Annotated in this window: 16 protein-coding genes; 7 read left to right on the top strand and 9 right to left on the bottom strand. The window is 70.1% G+C overall.

Translation table 11 applies throughout. The features are described 5' to 3' along the window. The gene (locus tag OIE53_RS06385) at positions 1-468 is read left to right on the top strand and encodes a hypothetical protein (RefSeq protein ID WP_327025635.1); all 468 of its coding nucleotides are present in this window, start codon (positions 1-3) and stop codon (positions 466-468) included. A gap of 123 nt (positions 469-591) precedes the next feature. Next, positions 592-2,976 carry a WD40/YVTN/BNR-like repeat-containing protein gene (locus OIE53_RS06380; RefSeq protein WP_327025634.1) on the top strand — a complete coding sequence of 795 codons (2,385 nt, stop codon included), beginning with the start codon at positions 592-594 and terminating at the stop codon, positions 2,974-2,976. 143 nt (positions 2,977-3,119) lie between these two features. Here OIE53_RS06380 and pdxY read toward each other — a convergent pair whose 3' ends face one another. From pdxY to OIE53_RS06365, 3 genes are all read right to left on the bottom strand, one after another. Then, positions 3,120-3,971 (bottom strand): pyridoxal kinase PdxY, encoded by an 852-nt coding sequence (pdxY, locus tag OIE53_RS06375; protein ID WP_327025633.1) that lies wholly within the window; start codon positions 3,969-3,971, stop codon positions 3,120-3,122. Positions 3,972-4,112: 141 nt separating this feature from the next. Beyond that, the gene (locus OIE53_RS06370) at positions 4,113-4,745 is read right to left on the bottom strand and encodes a hypothetical protein (RefSeq protein ID WP_327025632.1); all 633 of its coding nucleotides are present in this window, start codon (positions 4,743-4,745) and stop codon (positions 4,113-4,115) included. Positions 4,746-4,770: 25 nt separating this feature from the next. Further along, the gene (locus OIE53_RS06365; RefSeq protein ID WP_327025631.1) at positions 4,771-7,530 is read right to left on the bottom strand and encodes a M14 family metallopeptidase; all 2,760 of its coding nucleotides are present in this window, start codon (positions 7,528-7,530) and stop codon (positions 4,771-4,773) included. A gap of 320 nt (positions 7,531-7,850) precedes the next feature. Here OIE53_RS06365 and OIE53_RS06360 point away from each other — a divergent pair, with 320 nt between their 5' ends. The 3 genes from OIE53_RS06360 to OIE53_RS06350 all read left to right on the top strand — a co-directional run bounded on the left by OIE53_RS06360 (position 7,851) and on the right by OIE53_RS06350 (position 10,120). Further along, on the top strand, positions 7,851-8,162 hold the full coding sequence (locus tag OIE53_RS06360) for a hypothetical protein (RefSeq protein ID WP_327025630.1): 312 nt from the start codon (positions 7,851-7,853) through the stop codon (positions 8,160-8,162). 189 nt (positions 8,163-8,351) lie between these two features. After that, positions 8,352-8,831, top strand: coding sequence for a hypothetical protein (locus OIE53_RS06355; RefSeq protein WP_327025629.1), 480 nt, complete (start codon positions 8,352-8,354; stop codon positions 8,829-8,831). Between the two features lie 74 nt (positions 8,832-8,905). Further along, on the top strand, positions 8,906-10,120 hold the full coding sequence (locus OIE53_RS06350; protein ID WP_393340438.1) for an MFS transporter: 1,215 nt from the start codon (positions 8,906-8,908) through the stop codon (positions 10,118-10,120). A gap of 14 nt (positions 10,121-10,134) precedes the next feature. Here OIE53_RS06350 and OIE53_RS06345 read toward each other — a convergent pair whose 3' ends face one another. Beyond that, on the bottom strand, positions 10,135-10,935 hold the full coding sequence (locus OIE53_RS06345) for an SAM-dependent methyltransferase (RefSeq protein WP_327025628.1): 801 nt from the start codon (positions 10,933-10,935) through the stop codon (positions 10,135-10,137). 189 nt (positions 10,936-11,124) lie between these two features. Here OIE53_RS06345 and OIE53_RS06340 point away from each other — a divergent pair, with 189 nt between their 5' ends. Next, positions 11,125-11,742, top strand: a complete 618-nt coding sequence (locus OIE53_RS06340) for a hypothetical protein (RefSeq protein ID WP_327025627.1) — start codon at positions 11,125-11,127, stop codon at positions 11,740-11,742. Between the two features lie 101 nt (positions 11,743-11,843). Here the strand turns inward: OIE53_RS06340 and OIE53_RS06335 are convergent, their stop codons facing one another. Continuing rightward, entirely contained in the window at positions 11,844-12,386 is a 543-nt protein-coding gene (locus tag OIE53_RS06335; RefSeq protein WP_327025626.1) for an RICIN domain-containing protein, read from the bottom strand. Between the two features lie 13 nt (positions 12,387-12,399). Between OIE53_RS06335 and OIE53_RS06330 the strand changes: the two genes are divergently transcribed. Continuing rightward, entirely contained in the window at positions 12,400-12,642 is a 243-nt protein-coding gene (locus tag OIE53_RS06330; protein WP_327025625.1) for a hypothetical protein, read from the top strand. A 380-nt stretch (positions 12,643-13,022) separates the two neighbouring features. On the opposite strand, the gene htpG is transcribed toward OIE53_RS06330, so the two are convergent. From htpG to OIE53_RS06310, 4 genes are all read right to left on the bottom strand, one after another. Beyond that, a complete protein-coding gene (gene htpG, locus OIE53_RS06325; RefSeq protein ID WP_327025624.1) occupies positions 13,023-14,939 on the bottom strand; it encodes a molecular chaperone HtpG in 1,917 nt (638 codons plus the stop codon). A 146-nt stretch (positions 14,940-15,085) separates the two neighbouring features. Further along, the gene (locus OIE53_RS06320) at positions 15,086-15,661 is read right to left on the bottom strand and encodes a GerMN domain-containing protein (RefSeq protein WP_327025623.1); all 576 of its coding nucleotides are present in this window, start codon (positions 15,659-15,661) and stop codon (positions 15,086-15,088) included. Then, positions 15,658-17,013: a sensor histidine kinase gene (locus tag OIE53_RS06315; RefSeq protein WP_327025622.1), complete on the bottom strand. Its 1,356-nt coding sequence runs from the start codon at positions 17,011-17,013 to the stop codon at positions 15,658-15,660. The genes OIE53_RS06320 and OIE53_RS06315 overlap by 4 nt, the downstream gene beginning before the upstream one ends. Then, positions 17,010-17,693, bottom strand: a complete 684-nt coding sequence (locus OIE53_RS06310; RefSeq protein WP_327025621.1) for a response regulator transcription factor — start codon at positions 17,691-17,693, stop codon at positions 17,010-17,012. Before OIE53_RS06310 ends, OIE53_RS06315 begins: the two co-directional genes overlap by 4 nt. Between the last annotated feature and the right edge of the window lie 24 nt (positions 17,694-17,717).

Below are 17,717 nucleotides of genomic sequence, written 5' to 3'. Positions count from 1 at the left end.
ATGAGATTGCGGGTACTGGTCGCCACCGTCGTCGTCCTCCCCCTGCTGGCCGCCTGTGGTGACGGCTCCTCGACGCCCACCGGCGGTGGACGCGACCTGTTGGCGAATCTGCCCAGTTGTGACCGGGTGCCGATGGACGATCCGGAGGTCGAGGCCGACGTACCGGGTCTGGCCCTGCCGGAGGGCTCCCGGGTCACCGACGTCGTGCGGCAGGGGGTGCTGACCACCGTGGAGGCGACCCTGCGGATGTCTCCACTGGACGTTCGCGCGCACTACGAGCAGCGTACGGACCTGGAGGTGCTGCGCGTCGAGGACGAGATCTTCGAGACCGAGGTGTTGGCCCGGACCGAGGCGCGGCGGATGTACCTTCGTGCCTCGGCGCTCTGTGCGGAGGGCTCCAGCCTGACGGTCGTGGTGGGGCCGGACTCCGAGGACGCCGGTCTGCCGGAGTTCCGCAGCGGCGGGTGACGTCTCGACATCTGTCCTATCCGGACCGGGCGTTTCTTCGACAGTTGCTGGGTGACGTGCATCGACCAGCGATCTAGCGTGCGCAGGTAAGGACCGTTCGCGTCCGGATCAGGAGAGACCCCCATGAAACTTACGTTCGCGAGGCACTATCGCGGACTGGCGGCGACAGCTGTGGTCGGGCTGCTCGCCACGGTCGCGTTGGCCGCGTCGTCCAGCCCACCCCCCGCTGTTGAACCGTCGCTGGCCACCAACCTGCCTACCGGCCCGATGGAGGTGCCGGACGAGTGGATGACCGCCCAGCGGTTGAGTGACGGCAGCACCAGCCTGTCGGCCACCCAGTACGCCAACGCCCGGGGCCAGGCCAAGCAGCTCGCCGTGCGGACCAAGAACAGCTACCGCAAGCTCGGCGACCAGCAGTGGGACTTCTTCGGGCCGCTGAACATCGGTGGCCGGGTCCCCGACCTCGTGGTCGACCCGCAGGTGCCGGACCAGCTGTTCATCGCCGCCGCCTCCGGTGGCGTGTGGAAGTCCAGCGATGCCGGCGACGTCTTCACCCCGGTCTGGCCGGACAGCTGGTCCCAGCCCATCGGTGCGCTGGCCATGACCAGCGACGGTATCCTGTTCGCCGGCACCGGTGAGGCCCAGCCCGGCGGTGGTTCCATCACCTTCGGTGGTGACGGCATCTACCGCTCCACCGACCGCGGGGGCTCCTGGAAGCGGGTCGGTCTGACCGACAGCCACGCCATCGGCCGGCTCGCCATCGACCCGACCAACGAGAAGCGCATCTTCGCGGCGGCCAGCGGCAACCTGTTCATCCCCGGCGGTGAGCGCGGCGTCTACCTCAGCGAGGACGGCGGTGACAACTGGCGGCAGGTGCTCGCCCCGCTGAACGGCACCACCGGCGCCACCGAGGTGATCATCGACCCGAGCAACCCCAACCGGGTGTACGCGGCGATGTGGGACCACCTGCGCGAGCCGCACCAGCGCACCTACGGTGGCCCCGGTTCCAGCCTCTGGCGCTCGAACGACGGCGGTGAGACCTGGCAGCGGATGACCAACGGTCTGCCGACCGACGCCGACCAGGGCCGCTGGGGCCTGGCCGTCGCGGCGAGCAACCCGCAGCGCCTCTACGCCTACGTGGGCACCGCCATCGGCCCGTTCCGGGCGTTCTACCGCTCCGACAACGGCGGTGACAGCTGGACGCAGATGCCGATCAACGCGAACCAGGCCTCGCAGTCGACCTTCAGCTGGTGGTTCGGCAAGATCTGGGTCGACCCGGCCGACGCCGACCACCTGTTCCTGATGGGTGTCAACCTGATGCGCTCCACCAACGGCGCGCAGAGCTTCTCCTCGGTGCGCGGTCCGCACGCCGACCAGCACGTCATGCGCTGGGACCCGAAGGTGCCGGGCCGGGTCTACCTCGGCAACGACGGCGGTGTCTACCGCTCGGAGCAGAACGGCGCGGGCGGCTGGGTGAAGGCCACCGACGAGCGGTACACCCAGTTCTACACCGTCGACGTGGCGGAGACCGACCCGACCCTGAAGGTCGCCGGCGCCCAGGACAACGGCTGCAACCGGGGCTACAACGGCCGCCTCGGCCCGTGGCAGGCCATCGGCTGTGGTGACGGTCTGCAGACCATCATCCACCCGGAGAACCCGAACATCGTCTTCGGGTGCAGCCAGTACGGTTCCTGCTACCGGTCGGAGAACGGCGGTTTCGCCCCGCGGCAGACGATCGGCGCCAACCAGACCACCTCGCAGCGGCGTAACTGGCTGACCCCGCTGCTGTTCGACCCGAACGACCCGAACGTCATGTACTACGCCGGCAACATCCTCAACCGGTCGACGGACAACGGTCGTACCTGGACCCCGATCAGCCCCGACCTGACCAACGGTGGCCCGAACGACCCGTCCGGCTACCCGTGGGGCACGATCACCACGGTCGCCGTCGCGCCCAGCGACAGCAACACCCTGTACGTGGGCACCGACGACGGCAAGGTCTGGTGGACCCGTGACCTCGGCGCCACCTGGACCGAGGTCGACTCGGCGCAGCTGCCGGGCACCTGGGTGACCCGGATCGCGGTCAACCCGAAGGACGCCAACATCGCGTACGCGACCTTCTCCGCCTTCCGTTCCGGCAGCGACCGGGCGCACGTGCTGATGACCCGCGACGGTGGGCGGAACTGGATCAACATCGGGCAGGGCCTGCCCGACGCTCCGGTCAACTCGATCGTCCCGACCGCCGACGGTCTGCTGATGGTCGGCACCGACGTCGGTGTCTTCCTCTCCGCCTGGAACGGCGGGGAGTGGGCCAACCTCGGCAAGAACCTGCCGCAGGCTCCGGTGATGTACCTGCGCTACCACGAGCCGAGCCGGCAGCTCACCGCCGCCACGTTCGGCCGCGGCATCTACGACGTGACCGTGCCGCGTTGCCCGGCCTCGTCGACCAAGCTGCCGCTGAAGAACCCGGGTGTCGGCGTGGTGGGCGTGCTGAACTCCTGCCGCTAGCCTGATCGGCCGCCACCGCACCGGCCCGCCGAGGTGATCACCAATCGGCTGGTCTCCGGCGGTGGCGGTCGGACCACTCGAACAATCCGGAGGCCACCTCCCCATCCCGGGGCGGTGGCCTCCGGCCTGAGCAAGCGGCCTCGCTACCGCAGGCGGCGGGCCGGGAACCGGTTCGCGGGCTCGGCGATCGCCTCCTGGGCGGCGATCAACTGGAGTTCCCGGGTGCCGGCGGCCATGGTCGCCTCCAGCACGGCGAAGATCGAGGCGGTGGTCCGCTCCAGCGCGACGGCCGGTGAGCCGCTGGTCCGAAGATGCGCCAGGTACAGCGCGGCGGTGACGTCACCGCCGCCGTTGGGGTAGATCGGCAGCAGGGGGGTGGTGACCGCCCAGGCGCCCTCGTCGGAGACCGCCACCACCTCCAGCAACCCCTCCGGTACGGCACTGTGCAGCACGCTGGTCACCAGGACGTGCCGTGGTCCGGTCGCCCGGACCACGTCGACCGCTGCCAGCAGTTCCTCCACCGAGTCGGTCCGACGACCGGCGAGGAACTCCAACTCGAACTGGTTAGGGGTGACGATGTCGGCTCGGGGTACCACCACGTCACGCAGGTACTCCGGGATGCCCGGCCGGACGAACATGCCCCGGCCCACGTCCCCCATCACCGGGTCGCAGCAGTAGACGGCGTCCGGGTTGGCGGTCTTGACCAGCGTCACCGCGTCGAGGATCACCGACCCCATCGCCGGGTCGCCCAGGTAGCCGGAGAGGACCGCGTCGGCGTCGCCCAGGACACCACGGTCGGCGATGCCGGCGATCACCTCGGCGACGTCGGCCGGGGCCAGTAGCGGGCCGCGCCACGCGCCGTACCCGGTGTGGTTGGAGAAGTGCACCGTCAGCACCGGCCAGACCTCGTGCCCGAGCCGTTGCAGCGGGAACACGGCGGCCGAGTTGCCGACGTAGCCGTAGGCGACCGAGGACTGGATGGACAGGATTTTCACGGTCCCATCATGGCGGGCACCGCTCGCGGGCCGCGCCGGGGCCCGCCGGCAACGGCCAGGATGTCGGCCGCTGCCGGCGGGCGGGTGTCGCCGTACCGGGGTGAGGGCCGCCCGGGGCGGGCGGCCCTCACCGTCGGTTTCCTACTCGAACAGGGACAGGGTCAGAGTCGAGGTGTACGCACCCGCGGCGACATCCGCCGGAGTACGCAGGAACAGATCCGCGTCGACGGTGTACTCGCCAGGGGTCACCGCACCCGAGTCGAAGGTCGAGACCAGCAGTTCCTGGTCGACCAGACCCACGTTGTTACCCGGCTGAGTCGGCTCGTCCAGGACGGTGACGACCTCTTCACCCTCGCTGACCAGGCCGGTGTCCCCACCGTCGATCAGCTTCGGCTTCCAACCCAGGTGCCCGGCACCGATCGGGGCCTGGTCGGCGTCCCCGACGAAATCGGTGGCGCTGCCCAGCACCGCCCACGCGGCACCCTCGGGCACCTCGTCCGGCGTGCGGGTGTCCGTGACCGTCACCGTCGGCAGGTTGCCGGTGAACTGGCGGACCAGCAGCGTCGACCCGTCCTCGGTCAGGGTCACCGAGTCGGCGGCGACCGTCATGGCGAGCACACCCGGCTCCCGGATCTCCTCGATCTCGACGGTCACCTCCACCCCGGCCTCGTCACCCGGCTCGGCGAAGGCGGGCGAACCCACCGCCACCACCCCGGCCAGCAGGGCACCGGACGCACCGGCGGCCAGCAGCCGCTTACGGCTCCATGTGTTCATCAATTTCTCCGTCGTCGCTTGTCAGTTACTGGGCGGGCCGCGGGTCGGCGCAGTTGACGGCCGCGTACTCCTTGGTGACCGTGGTGGTCACCGTCTCGCCGCCGAGGGCACCGGTGGCGTGCGCCGAGGCGGAGCCCTCCGAGACCGTGCCGGACCGGGTGTTGAACTGCTGGAAGGTGCTCGCGCCCGGCGCGACGTTGACGGCGGCCTTGGTGCCGTAGCTGCTCTCCAGGGAGATGCTGACGGCCGCGTCGTTCTGGTTGTGCGCCTGCACCGCGACGTACGCCTTGCCGGCCACACACCGCACCTGGGTGGTCACCGTGACCCGCAGTGCCTCCGGGTCCCAGGCCTTCGTCGTGTTGTGGTTGGTGCCGGTGCCGTCGGGCACGTAGCCGTTCTCGACATTGCCCTTCGAGTCCACCGAGAACCAGTTCACCGTGGTGCCGTTCGGCAGGGTCAGGGTCTCCCCGCCCTCACGCACGCCGGCCGAGCCGTAGAGGGTCGACTCCAGGGTGGGCCGGCTGCCGTCGACGGTGTAGAAGACCGCCGCCGGCTCGCTGGTGTCGAAGGTGACGTCGACCATGCCCGCCGTGGCGCTCGGCTCGACGGTGATCGTGCTGGTCGGGGCCGCCGTGTCGGTGTCGTAGTCGCGGGCCACCCGCAGCATCTCGACCAGACCGTTGGAGAACTCCATGGTCTCTTCCTTGGCCGATTCCCACGGCGGCTGGAAGGACGTGCCGACCTCGAAGTTCCAGGCGTAGATGCCGTACTTGTACCAGAGCATGTCACCGGAGTTGCCGGCCGCCGAGTAGAGCACGTCGGCGATCGGACCGGTCCGGGCCGGGGTGACGGCCAGGTTGCGGTGCCGCTTGATGGCGGTCAGGATCCGCGACGAGGCACCCCAGAACAGCGACTCCTCGGCCAGGGTCGGCCGCGGCGCCGAGATCCGGCCCGGGGTCGCGTACGAGCCGGGCGACCACATGAAGTAGTTGCCGGAGGAGTGCAGGTTCATCGAGAACTTGATGTTCGGCCGGGAGGCCAGCCAGTCGACGTTCCTGTTCTCCGGCTCGGACAGCTCACTGGGCCCGGCGTACGAGCCGCTGGTGCAGGAGTGCGAGGCGCCCGAGTAGCCGTCGAAGAGGCTGTACTCGGTGTAGTTGCGGTTGTTGTCCACGCCCCAGGAGTTACGGCCGAGGAAGTCCCCGTTCGTCTCCGGCGTGCAGTGGTTGGTCATGTTCTTGCGCTGCGAGTTGAAGTCGTAGAACGAGAAGTGCCCGCCGTCCGGGTTGACCGACGGAGCGATCCAGATGTCCAGGTTGTCGATCAGCTCGCGGGTGTTGGCGTCCTGCTCGTAGTTGCGCAGCAGCCGCTCGGCGGTCTCGATGGTCACCAGCGGCGGCACCCACTCCCGGGCGTGCTCCTGGGCGTAGGCCAGGACGCCGAGCTTGGAGCCGTCGCGGTGCTTGCCGATCCGGATGGCGTAGACGGAGTGCGGCTCACGGGAGACCGACTCCGGGGCGGAGAGGCCGTCCGACAGCTTGGTCGGCGCGGCCGGCGCGACCACCCCGGCGCCCTCGTTACCCCGATAGGTGTACGCCTTGAGCAGGGTGCCCGCCTCCGCGTTGAGCGCGGCGGCGACCTGCGCGGCGGTGCTGGTGACCGCGCCGGAGGCGTCGGTGGCCAGGCTGACCCGCACGTCGTTGCCGGTGACGGTCACCGTCAGCGCCGAGTCGGCGGCACCGGGGTTGACCAGTTCGACCGAGATGTCGTTGCCGCCCTCGTGGCCCCAGGCCAGCGAGTCGACGCCGACCCGGTTGGCGTTGCCGCTGCCGAGCACGGCCTGTGCCTTGCGCCGGTAGCCGTTGGTCTTGTGCGGCAGCTCGACGATCTCGGAGATGCTCGGGTACTGGGCGGCCAGAGTGTGGATCCGGTCGTACAGCTCCGTGGGGGTCAGGTAGCTGTTGACGAAGTCCTTCTGGTAGCCCGGGCCCTCGGGGGCGTCACCGGAGATCGGCAGCCACTCCTTGACCTTGGCCACCGCCACGTCACCGGTCGGGCTGGTGATCTGCACGTACTCCGGCCGGCTGGTCACGATCGACGCACCCCGGTGGTACATGTAGACCCCGGCGTCCATGAAGCGGTTGATGTTCTGCGTACCGCCGGAGCCCATCTCGGTGCCCGGCCCGCTGTCCCGGGAGACGGTGAGGGCGGTGTTGGCGTCCTGGCCGCCCGCCCACTTCGCCTCCACCGACAGCACCTCGTCGGTGCCGTTGGTGTAGTAATCCGCCCGGATGATCTTGACGTCGGAGGCGGCGGCCCGGGCCGCCATCCCCGCGCCACCCTGCATGAACTCCTGGTTGTCGGCCAGGTGGGCGGCGATGGTCGCCTCGCGCTCGGCGATCCGCGCTGCGGAGTCGGCCGGGGTGTGCAGCACCTGGCCGAAGGTGAATCCGGCGGCGGTCAGAGTGGCGACCTCGTTACCGGTCACCACTGCGTGGACGACGATGCCGTCCTCGCTCTGGTGGACGTGGTGGTCGAGGTCGACGCCGGTGGCCACCAGCGCATCCAACTCGTCCTTGTCGGCCAGCAGCACCTCGACCACGTTGGCCTGTTCGTCGGCCAACCGGCCGAGGTCCTCAGGCACCTCGCTGACTCCGGTGGTGGCGTTCTGGGACACGACGGCGGCCGCCGGGTTGACCAGCAGCAGCACCGCGGCGCCGGCCGCCAGCGCGGCCGCCATGGGTACCCGGCGTCGCCACCGGGTACTGGTACGGAATTCGGACATGAGGCTTGTCGCCCCTTCTCGGTGTGCGGTGGGGGTTAGGCAACTGCCTTCGGCCGCACACGACTCCCCAGGTCGCCTCGGCGAAGGCGTCCGATGTGTACACCGCCCGCATCACCGACTACGCAGCGTCACACACCGGACCAGTAGGAGTGATCAGGTCGCGGACAGCTTTCACCTGCTGAAGGTCATCTGTCAATCGTCCCGAAGTATGGACAGGTGATCACCCCCACCTCGGCCAACCGTCCAAGGCGAGGTGTTTGACCTGCGTGCAGACTGGAGAGGCAAGAGCAAGGAAGCTTGAGTGCAAGGGGGGATCACCCGTGTCCGACAATGCCGGCAATCGGCCCAGTCACACCCATGAACGTCCGGAGCAGGTTACCGATCCGCTGCTGTGGCGGCTCGCTCTGGATGTCGCCGATGCGCACGCTCCGGCGGAGGACGGCGGCTGCGAGCACCTGCTGTGCGCCGGACAGGAGTGGCCCTGCCGGCCCTGGGAGCAGGCCCAGCGGGCCCTCAAACTCGCCCAGGGCGGCTCGACGCAGACCCCCGAGCGGCAGACCACCTACCCCGCGCCGTACACCCTGCCTTCGTGGCCGGGCGAGCAGTCACGCGGCGACTCCGCCGCCGCCTGAGCCACGCCTCAGTCGCAGTCGCGCCGCTCACGAGGGGCGGGCTGCGAGACAGCGCCTGCCCTCTCGCGGTGTCACGGACAGCTCCTGCCTGTCCCGGCGTGGGAGCCGGTCGGCCGCACAATCTGGCCCGCGCGGTGATCGACCGGTCGCGGCGGCGTGGTCCGGGGCCTGTCAATGTAGCGTTGACGGGTGCCTGATCCGTTGCACCGGCTGGCCGACCTCCCGGCAGCCCGTCAATGCCTGGACGAGCAGGAGTTGGACCTCATCGACCAGGCCCGGCAGGGCGGAGCGACCTGGCGCCAGGTGGCCGAGGCCCTCGGCCTGAGCAGCCGCCAGGCCGCCGAACAGCGGCGTCAGCGGCTTGCCGCCGGCCGTCGGGCCCGCCGCGCAGTGGCCGACCGGCGCTGGCCGAGCGAGGTCGCCGGGCTGCGCTCCACGCTCACCGGACTGCATCGTTGGATCGAGGCGGACCGCCGGTGGGACGGCAGGTTTCCGGGCGCCAACCTGACCCGGCACACCGTCCTGCTCGCCCTGTACGCCGAACCGGGCGCCCTCCACGATCTGGCCCGGCATGTCGCCGCCGACCTCACAGCCGCCGGCCACGGACTGCCCGGAGCGGTCCGCATCATCACCGCCGAACTGCACACCGGCCTGTCAATGCTTCGTTGACGACCCCTTGCCAGTCTTGCCTCCGCCGGGCTCAGGATCGAGGCTGTGAGTCAGATCGACTCAATCCTGGAGGCGTGGTGCGGCGCAACGCGGCCCTGCTCGTGGCCATCTCCGTATTGTCCGGCTTCGGCGGCAGCGCGATGGCCCTGGTCGCCGGCATCTGGATTCTCGACCTCACCGGGTCCAGCGGGCTCGCCGCGCTCGCCGGGATCTGCGTGTACGCCCCCACCCTCGCCGGACCGTGGCTGGGCGCCCTGGTAGACCGGATGCCCCGCCGAGGGCTGCTGATCGCGACGAACCTGACCCTGGCCGCCGTGCTGCCCACCCTGTTGGCGGTGCACGGACCCGCTCAGCTGTGGCTGTTGTTCACCGTCTGCGGGGCGTACGGCGTCGGCTATGTCGTCATCGACGCCGGAGAGAGCGCCATCCTGCCCGCCGCCCTCTCCCCCGCCGCGCTCGGGCACGTCAACGGTTGGCGGTCCAGCGCCCAGGAGGGGGTCAAGCTCGTCGCCCCGCTGGCCGGGGCCGGTCTGTACGCCTGGCGGGGTGGACACCTCGTCGCCCTGCTGGCCGCCGTCCTGCCGCTGCTGGTGGCCGTCGGGTACGCGGCGTTGCGCCTGACCCGGACCCCGCCGGTCACCGGAAGCCGAGGTGGCGCCGCCCGCGCCGGTCTGGCCGTCCTGTTCGGCTCGGCGTCGATCCGCCGGCCGGTGACCCTGGCCGCTACCGCGATCGGGATGCAGGCCCTCACCACGGCCGCCGGATACGAGATCGCCACCGTCGAGCTGGGCCTGCCGTCGACCTTTCTCGGGGTGCTGCTCAGCGCCCAGGGTGCCGGCTCGATCGTCGGCGGGCTGGTGGTCGGCCGGCTGATCACCCGGTTCGACCCGACCACCGTGGCCGTGGTCGGTGCGACCCTGTTCGCGACGAGTTGCCTGGGTCGCTGCGTACCGTGGTGGCCGGCGGTGCTGGCCGCCTCGGTGGTGGCCGGTGTCGGCCTGCCCTGGGCGCTCGTCGCAGCCGTCACCGCGGTCCAGACCCACAGCCCGGGCGAACTACTGGGTCGCGCCGCCGCGACCGCCAACACGATCATGTTCGGGCCGATCGCGCTGGCCACTCCGCTCGGTGCCGCCGCCGTACTGCTGGGTGCCCGGATGCCGCTGGTCCTGGCCGCCGTCGTCTGCCTGGCCGCTGCCGCTCTGGCCTCCGGCCGCCTGTCCCGGCCGGGCCGGACCCGACCCGGTCGGGACGGCACGCGGTCACCGTGGCCGACACCGACCGGAGCCTGAGCCGCAGGGCCGCCTCAGCCGGTCTTGCGGGCGACCAACGCGTACTCGGAGACCGGGGTGGTGTCGTTGCCGTCCGGCCGCCACTGGGAGCAGGTGACCAGGCCCGGTTCGAGGATCTCCAGGCCCTCGACGAAGCCGGCGATCTCCGCCGGGGTACGCACGGCCATCTCGGCGCCACCCCCGGCCCGCCAGGACTCCATCGCCCGGTCCACCGCCTCGGGGTTGACCTCCCGAGTGGGATGGGAGATGACCAGATACCCCCCGACGGGCAGGGCCTCGATCAGCCGCCGGGCGATCCGGTTGGCCTCGGCATCGTCGACCACGAAGTTCAGGATGCCCAGCAGCATGACCGCCACCGGCCGGGTGAAGTCCAGGGTGCGCCGGGCCTCGGCGAGGATGTGGTCGGGCTTGCGCACATCCGCGTCGATGTAGTCCGTGGCGCCCCGCGGATCGCTGGTGAGCAGGGCACGGGCGTGCACCAGGACCATGGGGTCGTTGTCGACGTAGACGACCCGCGTTTCCGGAGCGACCGACTGGGCCACCTCGTGGGTGTTGTTCGCGGTGGGCAGCCCGGTGCCGATGTCGAGGAACTGTCGGACCCCGGCCTCCCCGACCAGGTGTCGCACCGCCCGGCCGAGGAACTCACGGTTGAACCGGGCCGACTGCACCAGCTCCGGCATGTAGGCCAGTACCTGTTGGGCGGCCTCCCGGTCGGCGGCGAAGTTGTCCTTGCCGCCGAGCAGGTAGTTCCACAGTCGAGCGGAGTGGGGTATGTCGCTCTGGATGGCTGCGCTGAGCGGGGATGCGTCGGTCACCTGGGCTCTCCGATGTGCGGTGGCACGGCTTCGTCCATGTGGGACGGTAGCACCTGTAGATCGACTGTGGAGCAGCCGATGATCCACTGACAATCGACAGAACGGTGGGTTTCCAGCCGGGCACCCGCCGTCAGAATTCCTGTTCCCACCACGAGTGGACGGCAGACCGGAACGAGACGGAGTGGTCACATGGGCATCTTCAGACGGCGCCGGCAGTTGCCGCAGCAGTCACCGCCAGAACTGCCGTATCCGCCACCACCTACCCTGGCACCGGGCGACCTGGCGGCCGCGCGGCAGGTGGTCAGCGCCTTCCTCGCCGGCCTCGGCGACGACGACCGGATGTGCACGGCCGGTACGGCGGTGGTCCAGGCCGGCGGGGGCGTCGCCGATCTCGATGAACTGATGCGCAACGTCCGCCTGATCCACCAGACCGGCGACCTCGGCATCGACCGGCCCTGGCGTTGGCTGGCCGTGGTCACCGCCGAGGCTCGACAACTCGGTGACCTCGCCCTCGTCGCCGACATCGCATCCTTCGTCCACCTCTGGGACACCCGCCTGCGCAGCCGGATCACCTCCGGCGAACTGACGATGGCGCTGCAAAACCCACCCCAGGATGCCGTGCGGGAGATCTATGCGGTCGCGGTGACCGCCCTCGCCGAGGTCGACCCCGACCACGTCGTCGCGGACGGCACGGGCGGCATCAGGGTGGCCGCGCTGCGGACCGGCATCGCCCACCGCATCCTCGACGCCGACCCGCCGTACCCCGCGGAGGTCTCGGCCGAGGCCCGACGGATCGTGCCCACCTGAACGGCCCAGCTTGCGCGGCCTGGACCCTGCGTTGCCGGCCGGCAGCACAGCGCGGAGGGGTCCGGACCGCGGTCCGGACCCCTCCGATCGGGGCAATGGCGTCAGGCGGGGATCGCGGTGACGTACCAGAGCTGGCCGGTGACGTTCTGGCACTTGTCCATGAACGCCGCGCCCTTCAGGACGGACTCCGGCGCGAGCCGGTTGCCTTCCAGGCATTCACCTTCCTTCTCCCGGAACTTCGTCTGAAGCCGGAAGAGGTTGTCGCCGGCCTTGACGAACTTCCACTGCTGGCCGGTGACCTCTTGACAGGTGTCGAGGAAGGCGGCCCCGCCGAGGACCTTCCCGGCGCGCTGGTTACCTTCCAGACACTTGTCCTCGCCGAGGAACTTCGTCCGCAGCGTGTAGTAGCCGTCCGGGCGCTTGGTGAAACTCCACGCCTGCCCGTCCACGTCCTGGCAGGTGTCCTGGAACGCGGCACCGGCGAGGGTCGAGTTGCCGTCGATCCGGTTGCCTTCCAGGCACTCGTCCTCGCCGCGGAACACCGTCTTGAGCTTGTAGTACCCCGAGGCGGCGGCTGGGACCTGCGCCGCCGGCTGCGCCTTGACGTCGACCGTCTTCACGGCAGCGGGGTCCGAACCGTCCACCGGCTCCTCGTTGATGGAGGTGTCGATCGCCGCCGCCGCGGACGGGGCAGCGCTGGGGGATGCCGCGGTGGGGGGTGCCGAACTCGTCGATGCGGTCGGCGTGGACGCCGGGGAGCTGGACGTCTCTGCCTGCCCACATCCCGCTGCGGCCACCGCCAACACCGCCATTACCGCCACAAAACGCCTCATATTGCCCAACTTTCGCTACTGCATGGCATGGATTTCGATTCCGCCAGCCCAGCTGCGATTGCCCTGACTTCGTCCGACTGGTCACCCGAGCGGCTGGCGTCGTAACCGTACGTGTGTGCCAATGGCGCCGACAACGGGCAAGCGGATGGCAAAGTCGCGCCCGTCGGAGCATCCCGGTTCGTTTGTTGGTCCTCTGTGGACGCGGACTGGTGACGATCTTTTCACCGGTCGGCTAGAAATCGACGGGTGAAGCAGATGAAAGATCTATAACGGACAGCTGACTTACACGTAGTTCACAGTGGGTGTGGTGCCACAGGCAGGACCGAGTCGAGGGCGGCGGTCCATCGCCGCTGGCAGGGCCATCCGATTCGGGGCCGGGTGGGTGTGCCGCCACACCGTGGCCACCCGACCCCGAATCGGACACTCAGTCCGCAGACGATCCAGCGGCTACAGGGTGCGGGCCAGGCGGTCTGCGAGGATCCGGGCGAACCTCGACGGGTCCGTCAGGTCACCGCCCTCGGCCAGCAACGCCGTGCCGTACAGCAGCTCGGCGGTCTCCGCCAGGGAGTCGTTGGCACCATCCTGCTCGTACGCCTTGCGCAGCCCGGTCACCAGCGGGTGACCCGGGTTGATCTCCAGGATCCGCTTGACCTTCGGCAGTTCCTGACCCATCGCCCGGTACATCTTCTCCAGGGTCGGAGTCAGGTCGTGGGCGTCACCGACCACACAGGCCGGGGAGGTGGTCAACCGCGACGACAGGCGTACCTCCCGGACCGAGTCGGCCAGCACCCCGCCCATCCAGGTGAGCAGGTCGGCGTACTCGGTGCGCTGGCGCTCCCGCTCCGCCTCGGCCTCGGTACGCTCCTCCTCGGTGTCCAGGTCCACCTCGCCCTTGGCGATCGAGCGCAGCGTCTTGCCGTCGTAGCTGCCGACCCGCTCCACCCAGACCTCGTCGACCGGGTCGGTGAGCAGCAGCACCTCGTAGCCCTTGGCCCGGAAGGCCTCCATGTGCGGGGAGTTCTCGATGGTGGCCCGGTTCTCACCGGTGGCGTAGTAGATGTCGCTCTGACCCTCCTTCATCCGGCTGACGTAGCCGGCCAGGTCGGTCAGCTCCGCCGGGTCGTGGGTGGAGGCCACCGACAGGATCTCCAGCAGAGTGTCCCGGTTGTCGGTGTCGTCGATCAGGCCTTCCTTGACGGCGGCACCGAACTCGGTCCAGAAGGTGCGGTACCGCTCGGGCTGCTCGGTCTTGAGGTCCTTGACGGTGGCCAACACCTTCTTGACCAGCCGACGGCGTACGGCCCGGATCTGCCGGTCCTGCTGAAGGATCTCCCGGGAGATGTTCAGCGACAGGTCGTGGGCGTCCACCACGCCCTTGACGAAGCGCAGGTAGTTGGGCATCAGGGCGTCGCAGTCGTCCATGATGAAGACGCGCTTGACGTACAACTGCACACCCCGGCGACCCTGCGGGGAGAACAGGTCGATCGGCGCGTGCGACGGGATGAACAGCAGCGCCTCGTACTCGAAGGTGCCCTCACCGCGCATGTGGATGGTTTCCAGCGGGTCGGCCCAGTCGTGGCCGATGTGCTTGTAGAACTCGTGGTACTCCGCCGGCTCCACCTCGCCCTTGGGGCGGGCCCACAGCGCCTTCATCGAGTTCAGGGTTACCGTCTCGGTGGTGGCCTCGGCCCCGTCGGTGCCCGGCCGCTCGACGGTCATCCGGATCGGGTGGGCGATGAAGTCGGAGTACCGCTTGACGATCTCGCGGATCGTCCACTCGGCGGTGTAGTCGTGCAGGTTGTCCTCGGCATCGGCCGGCTTGAGGTGCAGGGTCACCGCGGTGCCCTGGGGCGCGGTGTCCAGGGCGGCGATGGTGTAGGTGCCCTCCCCGGTGGACTCCCACCGGGTGCCACCGCTCTCGCCGGCCCGGCGGGTGGTCAACTCCACCTTGTCAGCGACCATGAACGCCGCGTAGAAGCCGACCCCGAACTGCCCGATCAGCTCCTGGGAGGCCCCCGCCTCCTGGGCCTCGCGCAGTTGGCGCAGCAGCTCGGCGGTGCCGGACTTGGCGATCGTCCCGATCACGGAGACGACCTCCTCGCGGGTCATCCCGATGCCGTTGTCCCGCACGGTGAGGGTGCGGGCCTCCCGGTCGACCTCGATGGTGATGTGCAGGTCATCGGTGTCGACGGCGAGGTCCTTGTCACGCAACGCCGCCAGGCGCAGCTTGTCCAGCGCGTCGGAGGCGTTCGAGATCAGTTCGCGGAGGAACACGTCCTTGTTCGAATAGATCGAGTGGACCATCAGCTGAAGCAGCTGACGGGCCTCGGCCTGGAACTCCAACGTCTCGGCCTGATCGTTCACACCTTGTCCCTTTCTCTGCTCGTCAGCCACGACGACGACTCGCGGAAAGGATACGAGTCGTCGCTGTCCGCGTGCGGCACCGGCCCACCCCGCCGACACGACGCCGGCCCGCCCCCGGACAGCCGGGGAAATCCGTCATGGCACCCTCACCGCGGGGTGATCAGGGCCGCGTAGTCGGCGGCGGTCAGGGGATCAGGTGACAGTGAGTGGTCTCCCCGGGGGACGCTCAGCGGGGCACCTTCACGCAGGAAGACCACCGTGTTGACATCGGCGCGGGCGGTCAGCGTGCAGACGATCTGCCCGTAGGCCAGCATCTCGTGGGTGCTCCCGGTCTCGGCGACCGTGGCGGTGACCGTGACCCGGGCCTGCCGGTCGAGGAGTTCCACCTCGGCGTTGCTCAACGCCCCGGTCAGCGCGTTGGTCAGGCCGTCGTCGCGCTCCGCCTGGGTGGGCCCGGCCAGCAGGTCCCGCAACTGCACCTCGACCGCGGGCACCTCGTCGATGCGGCGGGTCACCGGCACCAACTTGTCGTCGCGGGAGAAGTAGAGCACCTCGGTCACCGCGCCGGTCTCCGCCGTGGTCGGGGCGGCGGTGGCGGTGGACGGCAGCGGGCCGGGGGGCGGGGTCACCGCACGAGGCCGATCCTCACCGGGCACCCCGCACGCGGCGACCAGGGCCAGCAGCAGGGCCGCCACGGCGAATCCGGCCCGGTTGCCGGTCATGACACACTCCCGGGCAGGGTGACCCGGAACCGGGCGCCACCCTCCGGGCGGTCCCCGACCGAGGCTCCGCCCCCGTGGGCGGCGGCGTGCTGGGCGACCAGCGCCAGCCCCAGGCCGGTGCCGTCACCGTCGCCCCGGTAGTTGGCCGCCCGGCCCCGGACGAAGCGGTCGAAGATGGCCTCCCGGTCCTCCACCGGCACCCCCGGCCCCTCGTCGTCGACCTCGACGATGCCGGTGTCGCCCGTCCGCGACAACTGCACCCCCACGGCACCGGCGCCGTGGCGTTCGGCGTTGTCGAGCAGGTTGGTCAGCACCTGCGCCACCCGACGCTGGTCGACCCGCCAGGTCGCCGGGGTGTCCGCAGCCACCTGCACGATCGTCTCCGGCAGTCCCCGGTCCCGGCACGCCTGCCGGGCGACTTCAGCCACGTCCACGGGCTGCCGGTGCACCGACTGGTCGCTGCGGGCCAGATCCAGCAGATCGTTGACCAGTTGCTGGAAGCGGTCGATCTCGTCGGCCACCAGCCGGGCCGCAGTGGCGGTCCGCTCGTCCTGGTTGTCCCGGCGCCGGGACAGCACGCTTGCCGCCGCTGCCAGGGTCTGCAACGGGGAGCGCAGCTCGTGGCTGACATCAGCAGCGAAGCGCCGGTCCCGGTCGATGCGCTGGGCCAGTTCGTCGACCATCCGGTTGAAGGAGGTCGACAGCCGGTTCAGGTCCGGGTCGGTGTCCGGTGTCAGCCGGGTGGTGAAGTCACCGGCGGCGATCCGCTCGGCGGCGTTGGCGACCGCAGTGAGGGGACGCAGGCCGTGTCGGGTGGCGTACCAGCCCAGGGCCGCCCCGGAGCCGGCCACCATGATCGCCACGGCGGTCAGCGCCAACGCCAGGACCTGGAAGGTCTGCTCCAGCTCCCGCAGGGAGGCGATCTCGTAGAACGATGCCGACTCCGACAACGGCACCCCGACCAGCAGGACCGGCTGGTCGTCGACGCGGATGCGCTGCACGGCCGGCTCCCCCGCGCTGACCAGTTCCCGCAGTCGCCCGGGGATCGCGGCGGTCAGGCCGTTGTCGGCGGCCCGGCCGTACCAGTCGCCGTTGAGATGCAGCACCGCCCGCCGGCTGGTGCCGGTGTCCAGGGTCCGCAGGGCCTCTCCGGCATCCGGGTTGTCGGTGTCGAGTCCGGCCCGGACCACGGCCGCGTCGTAGTAGGCCGCCCGCAGCACGGCGCGTTCCCGCTCGTCGAGCAGGGTACGGCGGGTCAGCTCGTAGGAGACCAGGGCCATCGAGGCCGACAGCAGCAGGGCACCGACGGCGAAGGCCGTGGTGACCCGGGCGCGCAGTCCTAGACGTCTCATCGTTGCAGCTTGTAGCCGAGCCCGCGCAGGGTGACCAGGTGTTTGGGGTTGGCCGGGTCGGCTTCGATCTTCTGGCGCAGTCGGCCGACGTGCACGTCGACCAGCCGCTCGTCCCCGCTGTCGTACCCCCAGACCCGGCTGAGCAGCTGCTGCCGGGACAGCACCCGCCCGGCGTGCTCGGCCAGCTCGCAGAGCAGCCGGAACTCGGTACGGGTGACCGCCACCGGCTCACCCGCCCGGCGGACCTCCCCGGCCTCGGGGCTGACCTCCAGCTCGCCGAAGACCAGCACCGGCACCGGCTCCTCCACCGGGCTCACCGTGCGGGCCCGCCGCCGCAGGGCCCGCAGCCGGGCCGTCAACTCCTTGATCGCCACCGGTTTGACCACGTAGTCGTCGGCGCCGGCCTCGAGGGCGGCGACGATGTCGTGGGTGTCGTCCCGGGCGCTGACCACCACGATCGGCACGTCGTCGTCGCGCCGCATCTGACGGATGCACTCGAAGCCGTCGATTCCGGGCAGCATCAGGTCGACCAGGACGTAGTCGGCCGGGGTCCGGCGCTGCACCCGCAGCCCCTCCTCGGCGGTGGCCGCACCCTGCGCCTGGTAGCCCTCGTCCTCCAGAGCGAGCAGCAGAGCCAGCCGGATGCGGTCGTCGTCCTCGATCACCAGTACCGCTGTCATACCGGGAATCATCCCCAAGCCCTC

Source organism: Micromonospora sp. NBC_01739, assembly GCF_035920385.1.
Classification (GTDB): Bacteria; Actinomycetota; Actinomycetes; order Mycobacteriales; family Micromonosporaceae; genus Micromonospora.
Note: the sequence above shows the minus strand (reverse complement) of the source record. Positions and strands in the feature narration are given on the sequence as shown.

Coding starts and splice junctions, on each gene's coding strand:
- OIE53_RS06315 (WP_327025622.1), bottom strand. CDS start 17,013: ATGAGACGTCTAGGACTGCGCGCCCGGGTCACCACGGCCTTCGCCGTC.
- OIE53_RS06330 (WP_327025625.1), top strand. CDS start 12,400: ATGGAGGTGTCGATCGCCGCCGCCGCGGACGGGGCAGCGCTGGGGGAT.
- OIE53_RS06320 (WP_327025623.1), bottom strand. CDS start 15,661: ATGACCGGCAACCGGGCCGGATTCGCCGTGGCGGCCCTGCTGCTGGCC.
- OIE53_RS06365 (WP_327025631.1), bottom strand. CDS start 7,530: ATGTCCGAATTCCGTACCAGTACCCGGTGGCGACGCCGGGTACCCATG.
- OIE53_RS06380 (WP_327025634.1), top strand. CDS start 592: ATGAAACTTACGTTCGCGAGGCACTATCGCGGACTGGCGGCGACAGCT.
- OIE53_RS06340 (WP_327025627.1), top strand. CDS start 11,125: ATGGGCATCTTCAGACGGCGCCGGCAGTTGCCGCAGCAGTCACCGCCA.
- OIE53_RS06385 (WP_327025635.1), top strand. CDS start 1: ATGAGATTGCGGGTACTGGTCGCCACCGTCGTCGTCCTCCCCCTGCTG.
- OIE53_RS06370 (WP_327025632.1), bottom strand. CDS start 4,745: ATGAACACATGGAGCCGTAAGCGGCTGCTGGCCGCCGGTGCGTCCGGT.
- OIE53_RS06310 (WP_327025621.1), bottom strand. CDS start 17,693: ATGACAGCGGTACTGGTGATCGAGGACGACGACCGCATCCGGCTGGCT.